General features: G+C 59.6%; 17 protein-coding genes. 14 read left to right on the top strand and 3 right to left on the bottom strand.

All coding sequences use genetic code 11. The features are described 5' to 3' along the window. The first annotated feature begins 4 nt into the window (after window positions 1-4). From JOE09_RS03875 to JOE09_RS03860, 4 genes are all read left to right on the top strand, one after another. A complete protein-coding gene (locus JOE09_RS03875; RefSeq protein WP_205064855.1) occupies window positions 5-1759 on the top strand; it encodes a TolC family protein in 1755 nt (584 codons plus the stop codon). A 38-nt stretch (window positions 1760-1797) separates the two neighbouring features. Next, window positions 1798-2526, top strand: coding sequence for an efflux RND transporter periplasmic adaptor subunit (locus tag JOE09_RS03870; protein ID WP_234472018.1), 729 nt, complete (start codon window positions 1798-1800; stop codon window positions 2524-2526). Beyond that, entirely contained in the window at window positions 2523-3863 is a 1341-nt protein-coding gene (locus tag JOE09_RS03865; protein WP_205064854.1) for an efflux RND transporter periplasmic adaptor subunit, read from the top strand. Before JOE09_RS03870 ends, JOE09_RS03865 begins: the two co-directional genes overlap by 4 nt. A 98-nt stretch (window positions 3864-3961) precedes the next feature. Continuing rightward, entirely contained in the window at window positions 3962-6115 is a 2154-nt protein-coding gene (locus tag JOE09_RS03860) for an HlyD family efflux transporter periplasmic adaptor subunit (RefSeq protein WP_420830614.1), read from the top strand. A 115-nt stretch (window positions 6116-6230) separates the two neighbouring features. On the opposite strand, the gene JOE09_RS03855 is transcribed toward JOE09_RS03860, so the two are convergent. Then, window positions 6231-6530, bottom strand: coding sequence for a hypothetical protein (locus JOE09_RS03855; RefSeq protein ID WP_205064853.1), 300 nt, complete (start codon window positions 6528-6530; stop codon window positions 6231-6233). Window positions 6531-7320: 790 nt separating this feature from the next. On the opposite strand from JOE09_RS03855, the gene JOE09_RS03850 reads away from it, so the two are divergent. From JOE09_RS03850 to JOE09_RS03830, 5 genes are all read left to right on the top strand, one after another. Further along, complete coding sequence (locus JOE09_RS03850; RefSeq protein ID WP_205064852.1) at window positions 7321-7836, top strand: RNA polymerase sigma factor; 516 nt, start codon at window positions 7321-7323, stop codon at window positions 7834-7836. Next, window positions 7826-8815, top strand: coding sequence for a FecR family protein (locus JOE09_RS03845; protein WP_205064851.1), 990 nt, complete (start codon window positions 7826-7828; stop codon window positions 8813-8815). Before JOE09_RS03850 ends, JOE09_RS03845 begins: the two co-directional genes overlap by 11 nt. Window positions 8816-8975: 160 nt before the next feature. Continuing rightward, the gene (locus JOE09_RS03840) at window positions 8976-11405 is read left to right on the top strand and encodes a TonB-dependent siderophore receptor (protein WP_205064850.1); all 2430 of its coding nucleotides are present in this window, start codon (window positions 8976-8978) and stop codon (window positions 11403-11405) included. 5 nt (window positions 11406-11410) lie between these two features. Beyond that, the gene (locus JOE09_RS03835) at window positions 11411-12655 is read left to right on the top strand and encodes an MFS transporter (RefSeq protein WP_205064849.1); all 1245 of its coding nucleotides are present in this window, start codon (window positions 11411-11413) and stop codon (window positions 12653-12655) included. Beyond that, window positions 12648-13085, top strand: coding sequence for a hypothetical protein (locus tag JOE09_RS03830; RefSeq protein WP_205064848.1), 438 nt, complete (start codon window positions 12648-12650; stop codon window positions 13083-13085). The genes JOE09_RS03835 and JOE09_RS03830 overlap by 8 nt, the downstream gene beginning before the upstream one ends. A gap of 138 nt (window positions 13086-13223) precedes the next feature. Here the strand turns inward: JOE09_RS03830 and JOE09_RS03825 are convergent, their stop codons facing one another. Then, a complete protein-coding gene (locus JOE09_RS03825) occupies window positions 13224-13799 on the bottom strand; it encodes a helix-turn-helix transcriptional regulator (protein ID WP_200544802.1) in 576 nt (191 codons plus the stop codon). Window positions 13800-14028: 229 nt separating this feature from the next. On the opposite strand from JOE09_RS03825, the gene JOE09_RS03820 reads away from it, so the two are divergent. From JOE09_RS03820 to JOE09_RS03805, 4 genes are all read left to right on the top strand, one after another. Next, window positions 14029-14991, top strand: coding sequence for an ornithine cyclodeaminase family protein (locus JOE09_RS03820; RefSeq protein ID WP_205064847.1), 963 nt, complete (start codon window positions 14029-14031; stop codon window positions 14989-14991). 1 nt (window position 14992) lies between these two features. Continuing rightward, window positions 14993-16126 carry an aminotransferase gene (locus JOE09_RS03815; protein WP_205064846.1) on the top strand — a complete coding sequence of 378 codons (1134 nt, stop codon included), beginning with the start codon at window positions 14993-14995 and terminating at the stop codon, window positions 16124-16126. Window positions 16127-16221: 95 nt separating this feature from the next. Beyond that, the gene (locus JOE09_RS03810; RefSeq protein WP_205064845.1) at window positions 16222-17409 is read left to right on the top strand and encodes an aminotransferase-like domain-containing protein; all 1188 of its coding nucleotides are present in this window, start codon (window positions 16222-16224) and stop codon (window positions 17407-17409) included. A 325-nt stretch (window positions 17410-17734) separates the two neighbouring features. After that, window positions 17735-18835 carry a transketolase-like TK C-terminal-containing protein gene (locus JOE09_RS03805; protein ID WP_205064844.1) on the top strand — a complete coding sequence of 367 codons (1101 nt, stop codon included), beginning with the start codon at window positions 17735-17737 and terminating at the stop codon, window positions 18833-18835. Between the two features lie 25 nt (window positions 18836-18860). Here JOE09_RS03805 and JOE09_RS03800 read toward each other — a convergent pair whose 3' ends face one another. After that, window positions 18861-19304 (bottom strand): MarR family winged helix-turn-helix transcriptional regulator, encoded by a 444-nt coding sequence (locus JOE09_RS03800; protein ID WP_205064843.1) that lies wholly within the window; start codon window positions 19302-19304, stop codon window positions 18861-18863. Between the two features lie 157 nt (window positions 19305-19461). On the opposite strand from JOE09_RS03800, the gene aceE reads away from it, so the two are divergent. Continuing rightward, on the top strand, window positions 19462-22134 hold the full coding sequence (gene aceE / locus JOE09_RS03795) for a pyruvate dehydrogenase (acetyl-transferring), homodimeric type (RefSeq protein WP_205064842.1): 2673 nt from the start codon (window positions 19462-19464) through the stop codon (window positions 22132-22134). Window positions 22135-22190: the final 56 nt, after the last annotated feature.

Here is a 22190-nt window from a genome sequence, read left to right as displayed (position 1 = left end):
ATAAATGAATAATTTCAATACGATGGGAACGCTTTCAGTGACTCACTTTACCTCTGTTTCTGCACCAGTACAGGCGGCGTTCAGCGCGCCGCGTCGTTTAAGCCTGGCCGTCGCGCTGGCCTGCTCTCTGCTGGCCGGATGCGCCGTCACCCCCGAGGCAATGACCCCCGCCGAGCAGGTGACTCAGGCGATGACCGACCGCACCCAGATGTTCAGCGATCAGGAACCGGTGCGCGGCAACATTACGCTGGATGAAGCTATTGCCCGCGCACTGAAGTACAACCTGCAGCAGCGCGTGGCGCTGATGGAGCAGGCGATGCAGGATGACCTGCGCAGCGTGGCCAGCCTGGATATGCTGCCGAAGCTGGCCGCCCGTGCCGGGCTGCAAACCCGCGACAACGTAGCCGGTTCCAGCAGCCAGTCGGTGACCACCGGCCAGCAGTCGCTGGAATCGTCCACCAGCCAGGATCAGACCACCCGCACCGCCGATCTGACCATGAGCTGGAACGTGCTGGACTTTGGTATCAGCTATATGAACGCCCATATGCAGGCGAATAAAACCCTCGCCGCCGAGGAGCGCCGCCGCAAAGTCGTGGCGGATATTACCCGTCAGGTGCGTACCGCCTGGTGGGAAGCGGCCACCGCACAGCGCCTGAAGCCGGAAGTGACCCGTGCGCTGGGCGAGGCGAAACGCTCGCTGGAGTACGCCCGCGCCACCGAACTTGAGCGCCTGCTGCCGCCGGTAGAATCCCTGCGCTTCCAGAAAAATATGCTGGAAATGGTGCGCCAGCTGGAAGTGGTGGACAGCGATCTGGCGCTGGCGAAAGCCCGCCTGTCATCACTGATGAACCTGCCGCCGGCCAGCGACTTCAGTCTGGTGGTGCCTGCTGAAAGCAGCATGGTCGCACCGAAGATGAGCTACACGCTGGGCGATCTGGAAAATATTTCCATGGTGCGCCGCCCGGAAATCCGCGAGGAGAGCTACGAAGCGCGCAACGCGGTGCTGGAAACCCGCCGCTCGCTGCTGCGCCTGATGCCAGGTGCGACGCTGTTTGCCGGGGTGAACGGCGACAGCAACAGCTACCTGGTGAACCACGGCTGGGCCTCTGCCGGGGTGCAGGTCAGCGGCAACCTGCTGAACGTGCTGGCGTGGTCGTCGGTGAAGCGTGCGGGCGAGTCGGCCGAACAGGTGGCGGAAGCCCGTCGCCAGGCGATGCGCATGGCGGTCATGGCCCAGGTCAACGTCTCCTGGCAGGAGTACCTGAGCAGCGTGCAGATGTTTAACCGCTATCAGGAACTGGCCCGCGTGCAGCAGGGTATCTATCAGCAGACCGATCTTAGCTACCGCAACCAGGCCGCCACCCAGATGGAGCAGATCCGCGTCAGCACCGAAACCATTCTGACTACCCGCGCCCGCGACCGCAGCTTTGCGGTGATGCAGAACGCGGTGGGCAGCATCTGGCAGGCCGCCGGTCTGGATATTCTGCCGGACCGCGTTAACGACACCAGCCTGGCCGCGCTGAGCAGCAGCATCAACAGCACCAGCAAGCAGATTGAAAACGGCGCGATTGCTGTGCCTGCGCTGGGCGCACCGACCGGTAACGTGACCACCGCCGCGCCTTCTGCCGCGCTGCTGGCCGCCAGCCGTCCGGCACCGGCCCCGACGCCTGCACAGCAGGCTGTGAGCAGCCAGCCGTATGCGGTGAGCTCAGGCAACATGTGGGACAGCTACAGCTCCCTGTCCGGCGGTGCGCAGTGATGAGCAAAAAACGGGCGTATCCGCTGCTGCTGGCGCTGATGATGGTGTGTGCCGACCGCGCGCTGGCGGAGGACGCGCCGCCGGAGCCGGTGCGCGTCCAGCTCAGCGCGGTACAGCAGACCACGCTTTCCAGCGGCATTGCGGCGCGGATCAATACGCTGACGGTGAAAGAGGGCGATCGGGTGAAGCAGGGTGCCACCCTGCTGAGCTTCGACTGCACCATGCTGAAAGAGAAGCTGAACTATGCCAGCGCCAACGAACAGGCGGCGCGGAAAAAGCTGGCGGTGGCGAACCGGCTGGATCGCCTGAACTCAATTAGCGTCTCGGACGTTGAGCAGGCGCGTTCGGCGGTGAGCATGGCGCAGGCGGAAAGCGGCGTAAACCGGGCGATGCTTGACCGCTGCGTGCTGAAAGCGCCGTTCTCCGGCCGCGTGACCGAAACGCTGGTGCGCAACTGGGAAACGGTGCCGGAAGGCAAGCCGCTGCTGACGCTTTACGACGACAGCGCCTTTGAGCTGGAAATGATTGTGCCGTCGCGCTGGCTGCGCTGGCTGAAAGCCGGCACGCCGTTTACCGTGGCGCTGGATGAAACCGGGGAAAGCTATCCGGCGAAAATTGTCCGCCTCTCCTCGGCGGTTGATCCGGTCAGCCAGTCGGTGAAGGTGTTTGGCCGTATTGAAGAGAAGGGCGACGGCCTGCTGCTGCCCGGCATGAGCGGCGCGGCGCAGTTCAGCCTGCCTGCCACCTCCGACACGGCGGCGCAATGAGTGAGATGAACCCCGCTGCGGCAGCGGAAGGACATCTGCGGGCGCTGAGCGAGCTGCTGCGCCTGCAGGGACGGGTGCGTGAGCTGGCCAGCAGTGACGAACTGGCCTTCTTTATGGTCAATGAAACTCATCGGTTGACGCCCTACCGCCAGGCGCTGCTGTGGGACGGTGCCAGCGGCAGGCTGCGTGCCGTTTCCGGCATCGCTGCGCCGGACGGCCACGCGCCGTTCAGCCAGGAGATGGCCCGGCTGTGTTCACGCTGGCAGCAGAGTTACGGTCAGCCGTCACGGCTGGATGCCAGCGTGCTGGACCCCGCCGACCGTGCGGTGTGGCAGGAGTACCTGCCCGCGTACGGGCTGTGGCTGCCGCTGCCTGCCGCGCAGGGCGAAACCGCACTGGCGCTGCTGCTGCTGCGTGAAACGCCGTGGCAGGACGGCGACCTGCTGTTGCTGAAAGAGCTGGGCGGTGCCTTTGGTCACGCCTGGTTCGGCCTGAATAACCGGCGCGGCGCTAAGCGGCAGAAGCCGAAGCGCGGTAAAGTGATTGCCGCCTGCGCCGTGCTGCTGGCGCTAATGCTAATCCCGGTGCGCCAGTCGGTGATTGCACCGGCAGAGGTGGTGGCGCATCGCCCGGCGCTGCTGCGTGCGCCGCTGGCCGGGGTGATTGATGAGATCCTGGTGCGGCCCAATCAGGCCGTGAAGCAGGGCCAGGCGCTGGTGCGGCTGGACTCCCGCGAATTGCAAAATCAGCTGGAAAGCGCCAGACAGCAGTTTGCCGCCAGCGACGGTGAATACCGCCAGGCGCAGCAGCAGGCACTGAGCGATACCGATGCTAAAGCACAGCTGGCAGTGCTGGCCAGCCGCCGGGAGCAGGGGCGCACTGAAATGGCCTTCCTGCAGGCGCAGCTGGCGCGTACCGAGCTGGTCGCCCCGCGCGACGGCGTGGCGATTTTTGATGATGTCAGCGATCTTACCGGCCGTCCGGTGGCGGTCGGTGAGAAAATTATGCTGGTGGCCGATCCGGCGGACAGCGAACTGGAGATCCAGCTGCCCGCCGCCGACGCCATCGCGCTGGCACCGGGTGCCGACGTGCGGCTGTTCCTCAACGTTGCGCCGGATAAATCGGTGGCCGCAACGCTACAGCAGACCGGCTACCGGGCGGCGCTGACGGCTGAAAATATTATGGCCTACCGGCTGCGCGCCGGATTCAGCCAACCGGACCCGCTGCTGCGCGTTGGGCTGAAGGGCAGTGCGAAAATCTACGGCGAACGCACGGTACTGATTGCCTGGCTGCTGCGTAAGCCGTGGTCGGCAATGCGCGTCTGGCTGGGAGTATAACCGTGGGGGCTTCTGTAAATGGCACTGCGCCGGGTTCCCACCCGGTTTCTGAGGCCGCTCTGGCTGCCCGGGGCGTGACGGCTTCCGGCGTTGAGGCGCTGCTGCATTCCGGCGGGGCTGCGGCGGCACGTTCTGCCGCGAATTCAGCACCGTTACCGCCGCTGCGTGAAGAGTTAATTCTGCATCGCGGCCCGGCGAACTGGGACGGTTCCCCCAGTTGGACGCTGGAAGATCCGCAGCGCGGGCGCTTTTTCCGCCTCGGCTGGCTGGAGATGGCGCTGCTGTCGCGCTGGTCGCTGGGCGATCGTCAGAGGCTGATTGCCGAAGTGAATCAGCGGCTGCCGCTGGAGATCGGCGACGAGGACGTGGAAAACTTCAGCCGCTTCCTGCAGTTTCATTCGCTGACCCGGCCCGAGGGCGAAGCCGCGCTGAAGCAGTTCCTCAATCAGCAGCAGCAGAGCCGCAGCGTCTGGTGGCGCTGGCTGCTGCATAACTATCTGTTTATGCGCATTCCGCTGCTGCATCCGCACCGTATGCTGCAACGGCTGCTGCCGCACGTTGAGCTGTTCTATCGGCGACCGTTCTGGCTGGCGACTCTGGCCGCCGGGGCCTGCGGGCTGCTGTTCGCCAGCCGCCAGTGGCAGACCTTTCTGCATACCTTCCTGCACTTCTTCACCCTGGAGGGGGCGCTGCTGGCCGGGGGGACGCTGGTGGTGACCAAGTGCCTGCACGAGCTGGGGCATGCCTTTACCTGCACCCGCTACGGCGCGCGCGTCTCTACGCTGGGGGTGGCGCTGCTGGTGCTGATGCCGGTGCTGTACACCGATACTTCGGCGTCGTGGAAGCTGCCGAAGCGCCGCCAGCGGCTGGCGATAGGGGCTTCCGGCATGCTGGTGGAGCTGGCGCTGGCGGCCTGGGCGACGCTGGCGTGGAGCTTCCTGCCGGACGGCATGTGGCGCAGCGCGGCGTTTATGCTGGCGACCACCACCTGGATAATGACCCTGCTGATCAACCTCAGCCCGCTGATGCGCTTTGACGGCTACTTCCTGCTTTCCGACGTACTGGGCGTACCGAATTTGCAGGCGCGCGGCTTTGCGCTGGCCCGCTGGCGGCTGCGCGAATGGCTGTTCGGGCTTGGCGATGCCCCGCCCGAACAGTGGCCGGACTGGCTGCGGCGCACGCTGCTGAGCTACGCCTTCGCCACCTGGGTGTATCGCCTGTTTCTGTTTACCGGGATTGCACTGCTGGTTTATCACATGGCGTTTAAGCTGCTGGGCATGGCGCTGTTCGCGGTGGAAATTGGCTGGTTTATCCTGTTGCCGATCTGGCAGGAGCTGCGTGAATGGACCAAACGACGTAAGGATTATCGAATGAATCGTCATCTTAGGATGACCCTGGCGGGGGTTACGCTGGCTCTGCTGGCGCTGATCGTGCCGTGGCAGCGCACCGTTACCGCTCCGGCGCTGCTGCGTGCCGCCGAGCAGCACAGCTTTTACATGCCGCTGGCCGGACGGGTTGGGGAGATCCTGGTGAAACCCGGACAGCAGGTGAAGATCGGGGAGCCGCTGTTTATCCTGCAGGCCGACGGTGAGTCGCACCAGCGCCAGCAGCTGGAAAAGCAGGTGGCCACCCTCAACTGGCAGCAGCAGTATCAGCTAATGAATCGCCGTGCAGCGCAGAACCATCAGCGTGTGCGGCAGGAGCGTGAGGCCGCAAATCAGCGGCTCCAGGTACTGGAACAGCAGCAGCAGGCGCTGACCGTGCGCGCCCCGGCCGAGGGGGTGATGGTGGATCAGATGCTGCCACTCACGCCGGGCGAATGGCTGCCTGCGGGAGAATGGCTCGGTACGCTGATCGGTCCTCAGGGCGGCGTGGTGGAAGCGCTGGTGTCAGAACAGGACTGGCGGCGGCTGAAGGTGGGCGACAGCGGCACCTTCTATCCACGCGATGCCTCCCGCGCCGCCAGTGAGATTACCGTGGTGGATATAGAACATGCGGCGCTGGCGGATATGAAGCCGCTGGCGGAACTGGCTTCGGTCTACGGCGGTCCGGTGGCGACGCTGAGCGACGCGCAGCGCAGGCTGATGCCGGAACAGGCGGTGTATCGCGTGGTCCTGAAACTGCCTGCCGACAGCCCGGCACCACAGCAGGTACTGAGCGGCACGGTATCGCTGAAGGGGGAGTCACAAAGCCTGGCGGTCAAACTGTGGCAACGGGTACATGCGGTATTGATACGCGAGCTGTCGTTTTAGCCTTTGCCGAATTCTTCCGCACGATAATTAACCGCGTGCGATAAAACTGCGATGTTGAATAATAAAGGCCGGAAGAGAATGATTTATCTCTTCCGGAATTGTGTTACTGACTGCGTTAAATAATCGAGCAAAGATAGGCATTGCCCTGGAAATAACTGCCGTCCGCTTTTTTCGCATGCGGATGATAGCCAATCGCCGCGCCTTTATGCTGGGCCGCACATTTCACATCGCCTTCGTGCTGTAGCGTTGCAGGCACTTTGCCGAACAGCGAAGCATCGTTCCATAACTGTGTTTTACCGGTCTGCTTGAGCTGCGGCGGCGTAGCAGACGGTTTCTCGCTTGGGCTAAGTGAAATACAGCCGGTGGAGAGCAGGGGAATAACGGTGAGTAAAATTGCTGCTGTTATCTTTGCCATAATAAATACCCTGGTTGGAGTTGGACTTTTTGTCTTTTATAAAAAGAAGAGTCTGATAATGATAAATCGCGCTAATTAAAGTCGGTGTATTAACGCAAGATCGTCTACGCTCAGATGGCGTATTATTTTTAACCATCATTTCGATGGGGTTTACGGCAGGAATCTACACCTGAAAAGGATTAAAGGCAACGAGGATTACGCGACGCAGATCGTAAATTTAATATTATTTTTCAGTCAGATAATGGGTGTTGAAATGATATTTCTAATTGGTTGGTGACGTTTTTACTAAGTTTGAATATTGTTTGATAAATAATATTACAGATTGATTAAATAAAGGGATTTTCTCAGGGCCGACAATTAATCAAGCCGTTTGGTTAATAAATGAATCATCCGTTTCGTCCAGTGCACGTATTGACATCAAATCTGAATAAAAGCGCAGTTATGGCTGGTAGTAACGATGCGGTACTTTTTATTATCATTCCCATCCCACCGGGCTGAGTTACCCTCAAGGCTTCTGCATCGATTGGCAAAACGGCATGAGTTTGCTGATAAAAGAGTTATCGCGAAACATCGTTGCTTTGGGCAGGGAATGAAAAGTCCGGCTGCCCTGATAATCGATAAACCAACTTCGTTTATGTGGATGTTTTATCGCAGGATCTTTTCAACCCCGCACTAGAAATATCCTAAAACCTGCGTAATAATCCCCGACCAACTGACCAGCAGCGCAGACTGATGGCACAGGATCGTTGTGTATTTCAGTATTTTTCTTTACCTTCCGGGACTCGATCTTATGGCCGATAAAGGCAAGGATCTCGCAGCGCTGTATCTTTCCGAACGTAAACGTCTGGAGCGCCAGATAGACCGCAAAGTGGGCTGCCGCAGCACCGCCAGCGATCTGGTGCAGGATATTTTTCTGCGGCTGTGGGAAAAGGCCGTCGAGTGGAAAGGCGATTCCGCTGCCTATCTGAGCCGCTGCGCGCGCAACGCCGCCATCGATCATCTGCGCGCTGAGAAAACCCGCGAAGCGTATTTGCAGGGCGAGCTGCCGGAGCCGTTTTCCGAGCCGCCGCTGTCGCCGCACGAGATCCTGGCCGCCGAACAGAACATCCGCCATATCGATAAGGTGCTGGCCTCGCTGCCGGAAAAAACACGCCATATTTTTCTGCTAAACCGGGTACACGGACGCAGTTTTTCTGAGATCGCCGGGGTGATGGGGATATCATCGCGCGCGGTGGCAAAGCATATGGCACGCGCGGTTGCCGCTTGTGAAGGTCCATCCGCGACAGGAGTGAACAATGTCGATTAAACCTGAATCAAACGACGCCGCAGTGCGTGCCGAAGCGCGTCGCTGGTTTCTGGCGATGCAAGACGGCCCGTCGCGCCGTCAGCTGGCCGCCTGCGATATGTGGCGGCGGGCGCATCCGGCGCACGAAGAAGCCTGGCTGGCGATTGAGTCCGTCTGGCAGGACACCGCCGCACCGGGCCAGCAGCTGGCGGAAAAAGAGGCCGACGTGCTGTCCGGCTATCTGGCGGCGATGGATAAAAACCGTGCGCGAAAGGCGACGCGTCGCCGCGCGGGTTCTGCCGCTGCGCTGTGCGTCACGCTGGTGATGCTGGCCGGTCTGTGGCTGCAAAATCCGTCGTGGATGCAGAATTTGTCTGCCGATCGGGTGGCGGCAAAAGGCGAGCGGCGCGAGGTGCTGCTGGCCGACGGCTCGAAGGTGCTGCTGGATGCCGACAGCGCCTTCAGCGTCGATTTCACCCCGGACGTGCGCCGCATTCATCTGCTGCGCGGCGGTGCGTATTTCGATGTGGTGTCATCAAAAACGCCGTTTATTGTGGATACCCCTGCGGGCAGCGTCCGCGTTCTGGGTACGCAGTTTGACGTGCGCCTGCAGGAGAGCGGCGGCGTGGTGACGCTGGCGCGCGGCAGCGTGGCGGTCAGCAGCGAGGGGCAGTCGCAGCCGACGATGATTAAACCCGGCCAGCAGGTCGCGTTTAGTCCGCAGGGGGTGGCAGCCCCGGCCAGCGTCAACGTTCAGGATGCGATGGCGTGGCACGGCGGTCGCTATATTTTCTATCGCGCGCGTCTGGGCGATGTGATGCGCGAGGTGGAACGCTATCGGCCGGGTCGCGTGCTGATGCCTTCTTCTGCGCTGGCGGATCAGCGGGTGACCGGCAGTTTCTCCCTGGCCGACACCGACAAAGCGCTGGATTCGTTACAGGCCAGCGTCGGCTTCCGTATGCGCAAGGTGACCGATTATCTGGTAATTATTACGCAATAAAAGCGTCTTATTTTCAGCTGGTTATGAGTTTTTTATAAAAAAGTTTCTTTTTCAGGTTCAGTGGTGCGCCTGCTGATGCGTGATCGTAGTGATAGTGAAAATGATAATAAATATTATTTTCGTTTAATTGCGATCGTCTTATCAGATATGGGGCACGTTAATGAACAACAAGAAAGTTCGTCGCGCAGGCTATGCATTAGCCTCGGCACTGCTGGCAGGCGCAGGCGCAACGGGTATGGCGGTGGCCGCCGTACAGCAACCTCAGGTTCAACAGTTCAGTTTTACGATTCCGGCAAAACCGGTCACCCAGGCCGTCAATGAGATTGGCCGCATTGCCGGCCTTTCCGTGGTATTTCGTGAAGATACGGCGATTGAGGTGACGGGCCGACCGGTACAGGGCCGGATGAGCGTCGAGCAGGCGCTGACCACTCTGCTGAACGGTACGGGACTGGGCTACCGCTTCAGCAACGACAGCACCGTACAGATTTACCGGCTGCCGCCGGACCCGGCCGCTAACGCCAGCACGATGGTCGTCAGAGCTTCGGATAACGGCAGGCTCGGGCCGGTGACCGGCTACGTCGCCAGCAACAGCACCGCCGGGACCAAGACCAACACCCCGCTGATGAAAAATCCGCAGTCGGTCAGCGTGATCACCCGCGATCAGGTGGATGTGCAGGGCGCGCAGAGCCTGACCCAGGCACTGCGCTATTCGGCCGGGGTATCGGCGGAGGTGCGCGGGTCGGCATCACGCTACGATCTGCCCTATATCCGCGGCTTTGGATCGCCGACCGACGGTAACCAGTATCTGGACGGTCTGCGCCTGCTGCGCGGCGGCGGCTATGTGATCCCGCAGATTGAAACCTTCGGCATTGAGCGCATTGAGTTCCTCAAGGGGCCTTCATCGACGCTGTACGGTGGCGTGAATCCCGGCGGATTGATTAATGCGGTCTCCAAAGTGCCCTCCAGCGAAGCGCAGAACTCGGTGGAGATGCTGTACGGCAGCCACAAGCGTATGCAGCTGGGGCTGGATTCCACCGGGCCGCTGGCCGACGATAACTCCCTGCTGTATCGGGTCATTGCCCTTGGTCGTAAATCGAATACTCAGGTGGTGAACACCAAAGAAGAACGACTGTTCGTTGCGCCGTCGCTGACCTGGATACCCGATGCCGATACCTCCTTTACCCTCAACATGAGCTATCAGCGCGATCCGGAAGGGGGCTATTACGGCGTTCTGCCGACGGTGGGCAGCCTGTGGTCCAGCCCGGCCGGGCAGATCGCACGTAACTTTAACGACGGCGACCCGGAGTACGACGAGTTCAGCCGCACGCAAACGGCGGTGGGCTATCAGTTTGAACACCGCTTCAACGACACCTGGACAGTGCGCCACAATCTGCGCTACCTCGATCTGACTACCGTGACCAAAAGCGTCGGGACCGCCGCGCTGGCCGCCGACGGGCATACCATTTCCCGCTATGCGCTGGGCACCGATGAATCGCTGCGGGGGATAACGTCCGATCTGCAACTGCAGGCGGAGTTTGATACCGGGCGCTTCTCGCATACCACCGTGGCCGGATTCGACTATCAGGAATCTTCATGGCGGCAGATCCGCGACTACGGCGCGGCACCGTCGATTGACTATCTCAACCCGGTTTACGGCGTGGCGACCAACCTGACGCTGGCGCCGATCACCAATCAGAAACAGCACATCACCCAGGCCGGGTATTATTTGCAGGATCAAATCGAGCTGGATAACTGGACGCTGGTGGCGGGCGGGCGCTACGACACCGCGCGTACCCGTACCGATAACTACCTCAGCGCCTCGCACGGCGTTCAGGATGATGAAGCGTTCAGCGGCAAGATCGGTCTGATTTACAACTTTGATAACGGCATTGCGCCGTATGCCAGCTACTCCACCTCGTTCCTGCCGGTGACCGGCACCGGCAGCAACGGCAACGCCTTTAAACCCAATACCGCGCAGCAGCGTGAGGTCGGCGTGAAGTACCAGCCGACCGGACTGGATGCGCTGTTTACCCTGGCCTGGTTCGATATTACCCAGAAAAACGTGGTGACCTACGCCAACGCGCTCACCTCCTATCAGACCGGGGAACAGCGTTCGCGCGGGGTGGAGTTTGAAACCAAAATGGCGGTAACCGACAGCATCAATGTGACCGGTGCCTTCACCTATACCAAAGCCGAAGTCACCAAAAGTCTGGCGGTTGATGCCGGCCAGCGGCCAATCGGCATTCCGGATTACACCGCTTCGCTGTGGGCCGATTACACCTTCCGCAGCGGTCTGATGCAGGGGCTGACCGTCGGCGGCGGCGGGCGCTACGTGGGGGAAACGGTGGGGGGCTATTCACCGAATGTGTACAGCGCCAGCGCCGTTCGCCTGGATGCGGCGGGGTATACGGTGTTTGATTCGGCAATTGGCTACGACTTCGGCAAGCGGTTTGGCAACCTCAATGGTTTAAGCACCCGGGTGAGCGTCAACAATCTGTTTGATAAAAGCTATGTCACCTGCCTGTCCAACAACTTCTGTAACTACGGTAACGAACGCGTGGTGAACGTGTCCGTGAACTATCGCTGGTGAGGCCGATGAGCGTAATGGAGCAAAATACGCATCGGGCACACACCGGTAGCGGGCAGCTGGCGGTGCTGCTGGCCATCAGCGCGCTGTATATCGGCTTCGGCATGACCATGGGGCTGATCCAGGGCGGATTCCCGGCCATTATGCGGGCGCAGGGAATGAGTCTGGGGGCGGTAGGCTGGCTGTATGCGCTGTACCTGCCGCTGGGCGTGGCGTTTCTGTGGTCTCCTCTGGTCGATCGCTGGCGGCCGCCGTTTCTGGCGGTGGAACTGGCGTGGATTGTGCCGATGCAGCTGGCTTCCGCGCTGGTGGTGGCCGCCGTGGCGCTGATGCAGGGGGCCGATCTGCGCCTGCTGTTTGCGATGGGGCTGTTTGTCGCCTTTGCGATGGCGACGATGGATATTGCACTGGACGCGCTGGCGGTGGAGCGCATCGATCCGGCCTGGCGACCGCGTGCGGCGGCCTGCAAGCTGGCGGCGCTTTCCATCGGCGCGATGATCGGCGGCGGGGCGTTTGTTGCCCTGTTCCAGCGCTTCGGCTGGGCCACCATCTTCCTGTGCTATGCCGCCAGTCTGCTGCTGCTGATTGTGCCGATGCTGCTGGTCAGCAGAGCAAAGTCGCCGGTGGCTCCGCCGTCCGTCGCGCCGCAGCAGCAGAAAGCCAGCTTCCGCCGACTGCTGCGCAATTCGCTACAGCGCAGGCGGCTGGTGCTGCTGACGCTGACCTGCTGCGTGATCTTCCCGCTGTCGGCACTCAACCGCTTAATGCTGATCGATATGCAGGTATCGATGGACGTCATCGGCGGCGTGGTGGGCACGCTGGGGCCGGTCACCATGCTGATGACCGCCGGGATCGCCGCGCCGATGATGCACCGTTTCGGTTTGTCGCGGGCGATCTGGCTGTTTACCGCTCTGGGGATCGTCGCCCTGGCGGCAATGGCGGCAGGCTATCTGCTGGCGCTGCCGTGGCTGGCGATAGCCGGTGCGGTCACCATGGGCGCGGCGGTCAGCGGAATTTATGTTGTGCTCAGCGCCCGCATTCTCGGCTGGTCGCGCGGGGAACAGCCCGCGACCGACTACGCCACGTTTTACGGCGTCGGGCGCTTTGTCAGTACGCTGGCCACCATCGCTTTTGCGCAGATGGTGGCGCTGATCAGCTGGCCGCTGTTTTACCTGTGCGGCGCACTGGCGCTGCTGACCGTAGTGGCATTACTGCGCCGTTCCGTAGAAGAAAAGGAAACAGAACATGAGTGACAAGAGCGTTTACACCGGCGCACAGCCGGATGCCGAAATTTTTGATATCAGCCACTGGCCGATTGTGTTTATCCGCTTTCCGCAGCTGGGTATGCCGGACCGAACCAACCGTCTGCTGAACGGCCTGACCGACTTTCTGCTACAGCAGCAGCGGGTGGTGTTTGTCTGGATACCCGCGCGGCATGGACACGAGCGCGAGCCGCATGAAGAAGAGAAGCAGTCCACCCGCTGGATGAAACAGTATAAAACCGAGCTGCGCGACTGGTGTGCGGGCTACGTTTATCTGACCACCGACGAGGAGGTGCGCGCCAGCCTGAGCACGCTGTTCCCGAAACTGAAAAAGATTATGCCGTTCCCGAAAACGCTGGCGAATGACCCGGAAGATGCCTGCGCGAAGGCGCGCGAGTTTCTGGCTTTGCCGGTGGAATAAGACCCGCCGGGCCTGAAACAGGCAGTCCGGCGGCAGTCATTGCCGCCGGACTGGCGCGTGGAGCGAGTATTTATCCTCAGGGACTCGCGGGCGACTTTGCCTGGTCATTGCTCCGTCACCCACTTAGCCCTTCAACCTTCAGCTTTTCAGTTCGCGCAGATATTTATAAACGGTGGTGCGCCCCAGCGACAGCACGCTGGCGATGTAATCCGCCGAGTTTTTTGCCCGGAACGCCCCTTCCTTATGTAGATCCATCACCAGATCCTTTTTCTGTCCGCGGGTCAGCGCGCTCAGCGAGGTGTTTTCACGCCGTATCCAGTCGTGCAGGAAGGTGTTGATTTTCTCCTGCCAGTCGTCGCGGAACAGAGCTTCCGGCTGCGGCTGCAGGCGGGTGACGGACAAAAACAGCTCCAGGGCGTTGCGCGCTTCTTCAAAGGGCGCGGTGCTGAAGTTAATGCACAGCAGATAGCCGGGATCAGTTTCATTTCCCGTGGCGATGGTCACCGAACGCATCTTTTTGCCGTCCCAGTTCAGCTTCTCGTAAGGCCCGGTGACGGCGGCCAGCGTCTGGCCTTCAAACTCATCCAGCCCGGCATCATCGCCAATATTGCGCTGCGACAGGTTATTGGCGATATACGCCACTTTGCCTGCGGCCACGTCGTGGATAACCACCTCAACGCTGGGAAAGAACAGCGCAGCGATGCCGTCCGCCATTGATTTTAGCAGCGGGAAGGGCGTTTTTTCGCTGAGCGTTACGTTTGCCACTGTGTTGTCCTCTTAGTTCTGCGGGCGCCAATCATAGCCGATTTATGCCGCGCGATGTTCGCTTCTGCCGTTCTGTTTTACGCAATCAGATTTTCATTGTAAACAAAAAGTGCATCATGTACTTTTTAGTTCACAATAATTCTCGATTATCGAGCCGAGTGGGTAAAAAGGAAGCAAAATGACGCCGACGGCGATTCCGATTGTGACGGCTGAACAGACGGCCGCGCTGCTGAAAAATATTGATGTGATGGTGGCTCTGCGTCGGGTATTCACTCACCTTGCGCGCGGTGAAGCGGTACAGCCCGCGCAGAAAGTGGTGCTGCTGCCCGATCGCAAAGGGGATTTTATTAATTATTTTGGCGTGGATATGCCACAGCAGCGGCTGGGGGTGAAGATTTCCCCGTATCTGGTGACGCCCGATAAACCGCTGATTACCGCCTGGACGCTGCTGATGTCGACGGAAACCGGCATGCCGCTGCTGCTGTGCGATGCCACGCTGCTGACGGTTGAGCGCACGGCGGCCACCACCGCGCTGGCGGTGGATTTGCTGGCCCCGGCCGAGGCGCGGACCCTGACGCTGATCGGCAGCGGTGCGGTAGGGCTTGCCCATCTGCGCCACGTGCTGGCGCTGCGCGACTGGCAGGAAATTCGCGTTCTTAGCAGAAATTCTGCACCGAATGCGGAGGATCTCAACCGGGAGCTGGGGATGGCGGATGGACGGCTGAAAATCTTCACCCGTGTTGAAGATGCGCTGGAGAATACCGATGTGCTGATGCTGTGTACCTCTTCCGCCACGCCGGTGGTCGATACGGCACTGCTGACGCGGCCGTGCCTGATTACTTCCATCAGCACCAACGCGCCGGGCGCGCACGAGATCCCGCCGGCTGCGCTGAACGCGATGGACGTGTACTGCGATTATCGCCAGACCACGCCGGGCTCCGCCGGTGAAATGATTATCGCGGAGGCGGAGCACGGCTGGAACAGTGCGGATATACGCGGCGACCTGCCGGAACTGGTGACCCAGGCCGCGGCTAAACCCGATTACTCACGGCACGTTTACTTCCGCTCCCTTGGGCTGGGGCTGGAAGATATCGCTATCGCCGATGCGATGCTGACTTATCTTAACCAACAGGATAAATAACATGAAAATCAGACCTTTTGGCGTTGAACAGTGGATGAACGAGTGGGAAAACCACTGCGAGTACAACCTGGCGGAAACCTGCGTGGAGTCGCTGACCATGCGGCAGCTGCTGGCGATGTCGGGCGATACCGCTGCGGTGCTGGATGAGATGCTGAACATCAAAATGACCTACGGGGCTATAACCGGCTCCGAGCGGCTGCGCCGGGTGATTTCGATGCAGTACCGGGCGCAGTCGGCTGACAATATCCTGATTGCCCACGGCGCTATCGGTGCTAATGCGCTGATTTATCAGGCGCTGGTGGAGCCGGGCGATACGGTGATTTCCGTGCTGCCGACCTACCAGCAGCACTACTCGATCCCCGCCAGCCTCGGCGCGGAAGTAAAGATCCTGCCGCTGCGCGAGGAGAACGGTTTTCTGCCGGATGTGGCCGAGCTGAATTCGCTGATTGATGATAAAACCCGGCTGATCGCCATCAATAACCCGAATAACCCCACCGGCGCGCTGATGGATGAAGCGCTGCTGAAGGAGATTGTGGCGGTGGCGCGGGAGGCCGGGGCCTGGCTGCTGTGCGATGAAGTGTATCGCGGCACCAATCAGGTCGGCGACGGCTACAGCGCAGCGGTGGCCGATCTGTACGAGAAGGGCATCAGCACCGCCAGCATGTCAAAAACTTACTCGCTGGCGGGGTTGCGCCTCGGCTGGATGGCTGGCCCGGAATCGCTGCTGAAGGCGGTAGAGATCCACCGCGATTACAACACGGTCAGCGTTGGCGTGCTGGATGACTACTTCGCCACGATCGCGCTGGAAAATCGCGATAAAATTCTCAGCCGTAACCAGACGATGCTGCGCGACAATTTGCAGCTGCTGGATGAGTGGGTGAGCCGCGAGCCGCTTATCGACTATATCAAGCCGCAGGCCGGTACTACGGCGCTGCTGAAATACCATTTGCCGCTGGGTTCCCGCCAGTTTTGTATCGGTCTGCTGGAGCGCTACGGGGTGATGTTCACTCCCGGCGAGGCGATGGATATGGAGGGCTATGTGCGTATCGGCTTTGCCAATAACGGCGAGGTGATGAAAAAAGGCCTGGTCCGGGTCAGCCAGTATCTGCGCGAACTGCAGGACGAGCTGAAATAATTTGCGGCAGGTGGGTGCGAGAGGCGCTTACCTGCTATTTTCTTTGGCGACTTATGGTATAAATTCAACACTAAAATAAAGAAAAGGTAAGTGTTATGTCGTCGCAGAAGTTGGCCAACAGAGTTAAAGACCTTCAGTCATCGGCAATCCGTGAGCTGTTAAAACACAGCAAGATGGAAGGTGTGATCTCGTTGGGCGGAGGAATTCCAAATCCGGATCTGTTCGATACGGAAGGCCTGAGAATCGCTATGGACCGCGTGCTGACTGAAGACGGTCACAATGCGTTTCAGTACGGTCTGAGCGAGGGTGACCCGAAATTACGTGAAGCGATCTGTCAGATTTCGGCGGAGCGCGGCATTCAGTGCACGCCGGACGATGTGGTCATCACCTCCGGTTCGCAGCAGTCGCTGGATATTGTGGCGCGGGCAATCATCAATCCCGGTGATGTGATTGTGGTTGAGCGCCCTACCTACCTGGCGGCGCTCCAGGTGTTCCAGCTGGCCGAAGCCGAGCTGAAATCGGTGGGCACCGACGGCGAAGGGATGATTGTTGACGAGCTGGAAGAGCTGGTTAAACAGACCCCGATTAAAGCCGTTTACATCGTGCCGACCTTCGGCAACCCGGGCGGCGTCACGCTTTCCGATGCGCGTCGTCAGCAGCTGGTGGCACTGGCCGCTCGCTATGACTTCCTGATTTTCGAAGACGACCCGTACAGCGAAATCAACTTCTCCGGCGAAACCTTCCGCACGCTGAAGTCCCACGCGCAGGCGATTGGCGTTGGCGAGCAGGTGATCTACACCTCAACGTTTTCCAAGATCCTGGCCCCGGGCGCACGCGTGGGCTGGATCACTCTGCCATCGTGGTTAAAACAGCAGGCGGTGATCCTCAAGCAGGCCACCGATCTGCACACCAGTTCACTGTCACAGGCGCTGACCCGCCACTATCTGGAAAGCGGCCGTCTGCGTCCGCAGATTGCGTTAATCAGCAAGGCCTATCAGCAGAAGTGTGATGCGCTGGTGTCGGCGCTGCAAAACGAGCTGGGCGATCGCATTCGCTTCCACCGTCCGCAGGGCGGGATGTTCCTGTGGGCCACCTTTACCGAGGCGTTTAACACCACCGAGTGGCTGAAAACCACGCTGAATAACGGCGTAGTCTACGTTCCCGGTGAGTTCTTCTACTGCGATCGTCCGGATACTTCAACGCTGCGCCTGTCCTATTCGACGGTGTCTGAAGCTAACCTGGCCGAAGCGGCAAGACGCCTGAAGGCCTCGCTGCCGCAGTAATCGCTCAGCTTATTCCTCTGGCCCTTTTGCAAGGGCCATTTTTTTGTGCCTTACTTCATCACGTTATCAATCACCCGCTGTGAGCGGCTCCAGCTATCACCAATAGCGAAATTGGGTTTACTGTTCGCCTGACTCGCGCAGTATTCCTGCACTCTCTGACGCACCTCCTGCGCGGACGGCGAACCGGCCAACTTCTCATTCTACTTTCGTCGCCCATTCATTTTTCCAGGCATCCACTGGAAGGGAGATTGACGGCTTATATTGTTGCAATTACAATCATTGCATTTGCAATCGAATGCTTCGGCGACAATACAGGAATGAGTGCATGAATAATGCCGTGCCGCTTTACCCCGGCTTTAGCGAACACTCCAGGCAGGCTGCCCTGGCGTGTCTGACCTTTATCGAACAGCGTGCCCGGGCGCAGGACACACCCAGGCGCTTTATTAACTGGCTGATGCAGCAGATGGCCGATAAAGACGGAATGTCGGATTGTGCCTGGCTGATTAGAGGCGATCTCGCCGCGATGCCCGATAAAAGCCGTGGCGCACTCCAGACCGCCTGGCCGCTGTGGTTCAGCCACGGCCAGGCACATTATGAAAAGCCCGTTTTTTACTGCATCAATACCGAAAGGCCGGAAGCATTGAGGACGCTGCTGACTGAAGTTAACCGGCGGGCTATCTTTCTTAACCTCGCGGATGATGGCGACAGCTTTTTACCGAAAGGCGTGTTGCCCTGGTTTCCAATCGGCGTGACGGCAATTCAGGACTGTCTGCCTTACGATCCGGCCAATGCGCAGGAAACCCGCGCAATTGTCAGCCACGCCCTGCGCTCGCTGTATCTGGACGATCGGCATAAAATAGCCTATATCGCCACGCATGGTGAGCGGGTCGTTTTACCCGATTTAACGGCGTGCGATGGGGAGATGGCCTGGAAGGGGATGTATCGTATTCGCCGTGATAATCCCCCAAATGACCTGCACGTTCGCCTGTGCGGCGCGGGAAAATCGCTGTCGCGCGTGCTCAAGGCCGCGGCGATTCTGGAGCAGCACTGGGGCGTCAGTTCTGATGTCTGGAGCTGCCCCAGCTATACCCGGCTGGCGCAGGAGGCAGAAGCGGCGCAGCTGGCCTCGCTGGCTGACGATGCTGATGAATTATCCCTTTCGCATCTGCACCGCTGCATGGCGGGAGAGGATTCCCCGGTGATAGCCGTTACCGATTATCACCATCTGATTGCCACGCAGCTGAAACCGTTTATCCCCGGACGGTTTATGGCTGTGGGTTCAGATTCCCTGCGCCGCGACGGGGCGAACGCTCCCCGCGCCGAATGGATTGCCCTGTGCGCGCTGAAGCTGCTTGCCGACGACGGCAAAATAGCGACTGCGCAGTTAGAAAGCGCAATGAAGCAACTACGCCTGATGTCTGACTAGGTTAACCGCGCCGTTTCGGGGGCGATCAGTCAGCCCCCCGGACGGAATGCGCAGCGGCATCCAGTGCAGCAGAGAACTGAGCAATCTGCTCTTTATTGAACTGGCTGAGAAAGTGCTGCTGGATCACCGCCTGATAAACAACCCACATTTCTTTCCGCAGCGCCTTACCCTGCGGGGTGATCGTAGCAAACGCGGCACGACCGTCATCCACCGAACGGTGGCGCTCCACCAGATTTTCTTTCTCCAACCGGTCGATCAAACGGGTGAGGTTATAGCGCTCGATCACCAGCACGTCGGCCAGTTCATGCATCCGGCGGGTGCCGTTCTCGCCGCTTTCCAGCCCCCAGAGCACATCGTACCAGGCATAAACCGGCAGCCCGGCCGCGCTCAGACGCGCCTCAACCAGCCTGATAATAGTGCGGTGGGAGCGCACAAATGAAAACCATAAATCCGGTGTGTTACCTGCCATTGACGACCTCTTTGTCTGTCCGTGAGTTGCAAATGCAATTATAAGCGGATAGAGTTGCTTTTGCTATTGTTGCAGTTGCAATGATTGCGGTTGCAATCGATTGGTGGGTGAGACTCGCTGTCGCGCAGATTTCACCGCTACTATTCTCGGAGAAGATATGAATCAACACGCAGTAGAAGCAGACCTGGACCCGCAGGAAACGGCCGAATGGCTTCAGGCTTTTGACAGTGTCGTCGATGCGGACGGGCGGGTGCGGGCGCATTTTCTGATCGATAAAATGGCGGAAGCGGATAACCGGCGGCACGGTGATTTTTACAGCCTGGTTACCACGCCCTACGTCAATTCGATTCCTGCCGATAAGCAGCCGGTCTACCCCGGTAATTTAGCCACCGAATCGAAGCTGAATGCGCTGGTGCGCTGGAACGCGATGGCCATCGTGCTGCGGGCGGGTAAGCACTCTAACGTCGGCGGACATATTGCCACTTACCAGTCTGCGGCGGTGCTTTACGATGTGGGATTCAATCATTTCTTCCGTGGCCGAACGGAAAGCTTTGCCGGGGATATGGTCTATTTTCAGGGGCATTCGGCCCCGGGAATTTACGGCCGCGCATGGCTGGAAGGGCGGCTGGATAACGAGCTGATGGATAACTTCCGCCGTGAATCAAACCGGCGCGGGCTCTCTTCTTATCCCCATCCGCGCCTGATGCCGGACTTCTGGCAGTATCCTACCGTGTCGATGGGGCTGGGGCCGCTCACCGCGGCTTATCAGGCGCGCTATATGCGCTACCTTGAATACCGCGATCTCAAACCGCATCAGGGGCGAAAAGTCTGGGCATTTCTCGGCGACGGCGAAATGGATCAGCCGGAATCGCTGGCGGCTATCTCCCTCGGCGGCCGAGAGAAACTGGATAACCTGATTTTCGTCGTTAACTGTAATTTGCAGCGGCTGGATGGCCCGGTGCGCGGTAACAGTAAAATTGTTCAGGAGCTGGAAGGGGCATTTAAAGCCGCTGGCTGGAACGTAATAAAAGTCATCTGGGGCAGCGGCTGGGATGCGCTGCTGGCTAAAGACACCAGCGGCCTGCTGGCACAGCGCATGATGGAGTGCGTGGACGGTGATTATCAGACCTTTAAGTCGCAAAGCGGGGCCTACGTTCGCGAGCACTTCTTCGGTAAGTATGCGGAACTACTGGCGCTGGTAGCCGATATGAGCGATGACGATATCTGGCAGCTGAACCGCGGCGGCCACGATCCTGAGAAGGTCTATGCCGCCTACCATCAGGCGGTGAATACGCGCGGTATGCCGTCGGTGATCCTCGCCAAAACGGTCAAGGGCTTTGGCATGGGGGAGGCGGGAGAAGGGCAGAACATTAATCATCAGCTGAAAAAAATGAGTCAGGATGCAGTCAGGGCGTTCCGCGATCGCTTTAAGCTGCCGGTGCCTGATGCGCAGCTGGAAGAAATCCCCTTTCTGAAAGCGGAGGCAGGCAGTGACGAAGAGCACTATCTGCACGCCACGCGGGCGCGGCTTGGTGGGTATATTCCTGCCAGATTTAACCAGTCGACGGCCCTGCCCGTGCCGCCGCTCAGCCAGTTTGCCAGCCTGCTAAAGGGCAGCGGCGAGCGCAATCAGTCTACGACCATGGCCTTTGTTACCATTTTGAACGTGCTGCTGAAGGATAAGGAACTCGGCAGGCTGGTTGTTCCTATCGTACCGGATGAGTCACGAACCTTTGGTATGGAGGGGCTGTTCCGCCAGATTGGTATTCACTCCTACCTCGGCCAGCTTTACACCCCGCAGGATGCCGGTCAGCTGAGCTATTACAAAGAGGCGAAGGACGGCCAGATTATGCAGGAGGGGATTAATGAGTCCGGTGCTATCTCCACCTGGATTGCCGCCGGAACGTCTTACAGTAACCACGATGTGCCGACGATCCCATTCTATATTTTCTACTCGATGTTTGGCCTGCAGCGCGTGGGCGACCTCGCCTGGGCGGCGGCCGATGCGCGAACCAAAGGCTTTTTGCTGGGTGCGACGGCAGGAAGAACCACGCTGATGGGCGAGGGGCTACAGCATGATGACGGCCACAGCCACGTTCTTTCCTCGGTGATCCCCAGCTGCGTTTCTTACGATCCTGCCTTCTCCTTCGAGCTGGCGGTGATCGTTCGCGACGGGATGCGCAGGATGTACGCCGATTTTGAGGATATCTATTACTACATCACGCTGCTGAATGAGGGCTATCCGCAGCCCGCGATGCCGGAAGGAGCAGAAGACGGCATTGTGAAAGGGGCTTATCTGTTTAAAGCGCATGGGGATGCCAGCCATACGCGGCCCTGCGTACAGCTGATGGGAAGCGGCGCGATTCTGCGCGAGGTGATGGCCGCCGCCGATCTGCTGCTTAATGATTTTGGCGTGGTAAGCAATATCTGGAGTGCGACCAGCCTGACGGAACTGCGCCGCGAAGGGATGGCCGCCGACCGCTGGAATATGCTGCATCCTGACGACGCGCCGAAGATCCCTTACGTCCAGCGGATGTTCGACGGGCACGCCGGGCCGATTGTGGTGGCGACGGACTATATGAAAATCGTCGGCGACCAGATTAAGCCGTTCCTGGCCGACAGGCGTTTTATGTCGCTCGGCACCGACGGCTTTGGTCGTTCGGATACCCGCGAGGCGTTGCGCGAGTTCTTTGAGGTTAACCGGCACTATGTTGTTGTCGCCTCGCTGAAGCTGCTGGCCGACGAAGGCGCGGTGCCGAGGGAGACGGTGGGACGGGCCATGGCGATGTATGGTCTTCGCGGTGACAAGCCCGATCCGGCGGTGGTGTAACTGGGTTCACTGCAGATTGTGAGGGTTTTTATTAGCGGGGAAGCGTCGGCTTCCCT

The sequence above is a fragment of the Pantoea coffeiphila genome (assembly GCF_016909495.1).
Lineage (GTDB): Bacteria > Pseudomonadota > Gammaproteobacteria > Enterobacterales > Enterobacteriaceae > Erwinia > Erwinia coffeiphila.
The sequence above is the reverse complement of the archived record's forward strand: the minus strand, read 5'-3'. Positions and strand labels throughout refer to the sequence as shown.

Coding starts and splice junctions, on each gene's coding strand:
- JOE09_RS03875 (WP_205064855.1), top strand. CDS start 5: ATGAATAATTTCAATACGATGGGAACGCTTTCAGTGACTCACTTTACC.
- JOE09_RS03870 (WP_234472018.1), top strand. CDS start 1,798: ATGATGGTGTGTGCCGACCGCGCGCTGGCGGAGGACGCGCCGCCGGAG.
- JOE09_RS03865 (WP_205064854.1), top strand. CDS start 2,523: ATGAGTGAGATGAACCCCGCTGCGGCAGCGGAAGGACATCTGCGGGCG.
- JOE09_RS03855 (WP_205064853.1), bottom strand. CDS start 6,530: ATGGCAAAGATAACAGCAGCAATTTTACTCACCGTTATTCCCCTGCTC.
- JOE09_RS03850 (WP_205064852.1), top strand. CDS start 7,321: ATGGCCGATAAAGGCAAGGATCTCGCAGCGCTGTATCTTTCCGAACGT.
- JOE09_RS03845 (WP_205064851.1), top strand. CDS start 7,826: ATGTCGATTAAACCTGAATCAAACGACGCCGCAGTGCGTGCCGAAGCG.
- JOE09_RS03840 (WP_205064850.1), top strand. CDS start 8,976: ATGAACAACAAGAAAGTTCGTCGCGCAGGCTATGCATTAGCCTCGGCA.
- JOE09_RS03835 (WP_205064849.1), top strand. CDS start 11,411: ATGAGCGTAATGGAGCAAAATACGCATCGGGCACACACCGGTAGCGGG.
- JOE09_RS03830 (WP_205064848.1), top strand. CDS start 12,648: ATGAGTGACAAGAGCGTTTACACCGGCGCACAGCCGGATGCCGAAATT.
- JOE09_RS03825 (WP_200544802.1), bottom strand. CDS start 13,799: ATGGCGGACGGCATCGCTGCGCTGTTCTTTCCCAGCGTTGAGGTGGTT.
- JOE09_RS03820 (WP_205064847.1), top strand. CDS start 14,029: ATGACGCCGACGGCGATTCCGATTGTGACGGCTGAACAGACGGCCGCG.
- JOE09_RS03815 (WP_205064846.1), top strand. CDS start 14,993: ATGAAAATCAGACCTTTTGGCGTTGAACAGTGGATGAACGAGTGGGAA.
- JOE09_RS03810 (WP_205064845.1), top strand. CDS start 16,222: ATGTCGTCGCAGAAGTTGGCCAACAGAGTTAAAGACCTTCAGTCATCG.
- JOE09_RS03805 (WP_205064844.1), top strand. CDS start 17,735: ATGAATAATGCCGTGCCGCTTTACCCCGGCTTTAGCGAACACTCCAGG.
- JOE09_RS03800 (WP_205064843.1), bottom strand. CDS start 19,304: ATGGCAGGTAACACACCGGATTTATGGTTTTCATTTGTGCGCTCCCAC.
- aceE (WP_205064842.1), top strand. CDS start 19,462: ATGAATCAACACGCAGTAGAAGCAGACCTGGACCCGCAGGAAACGGCC.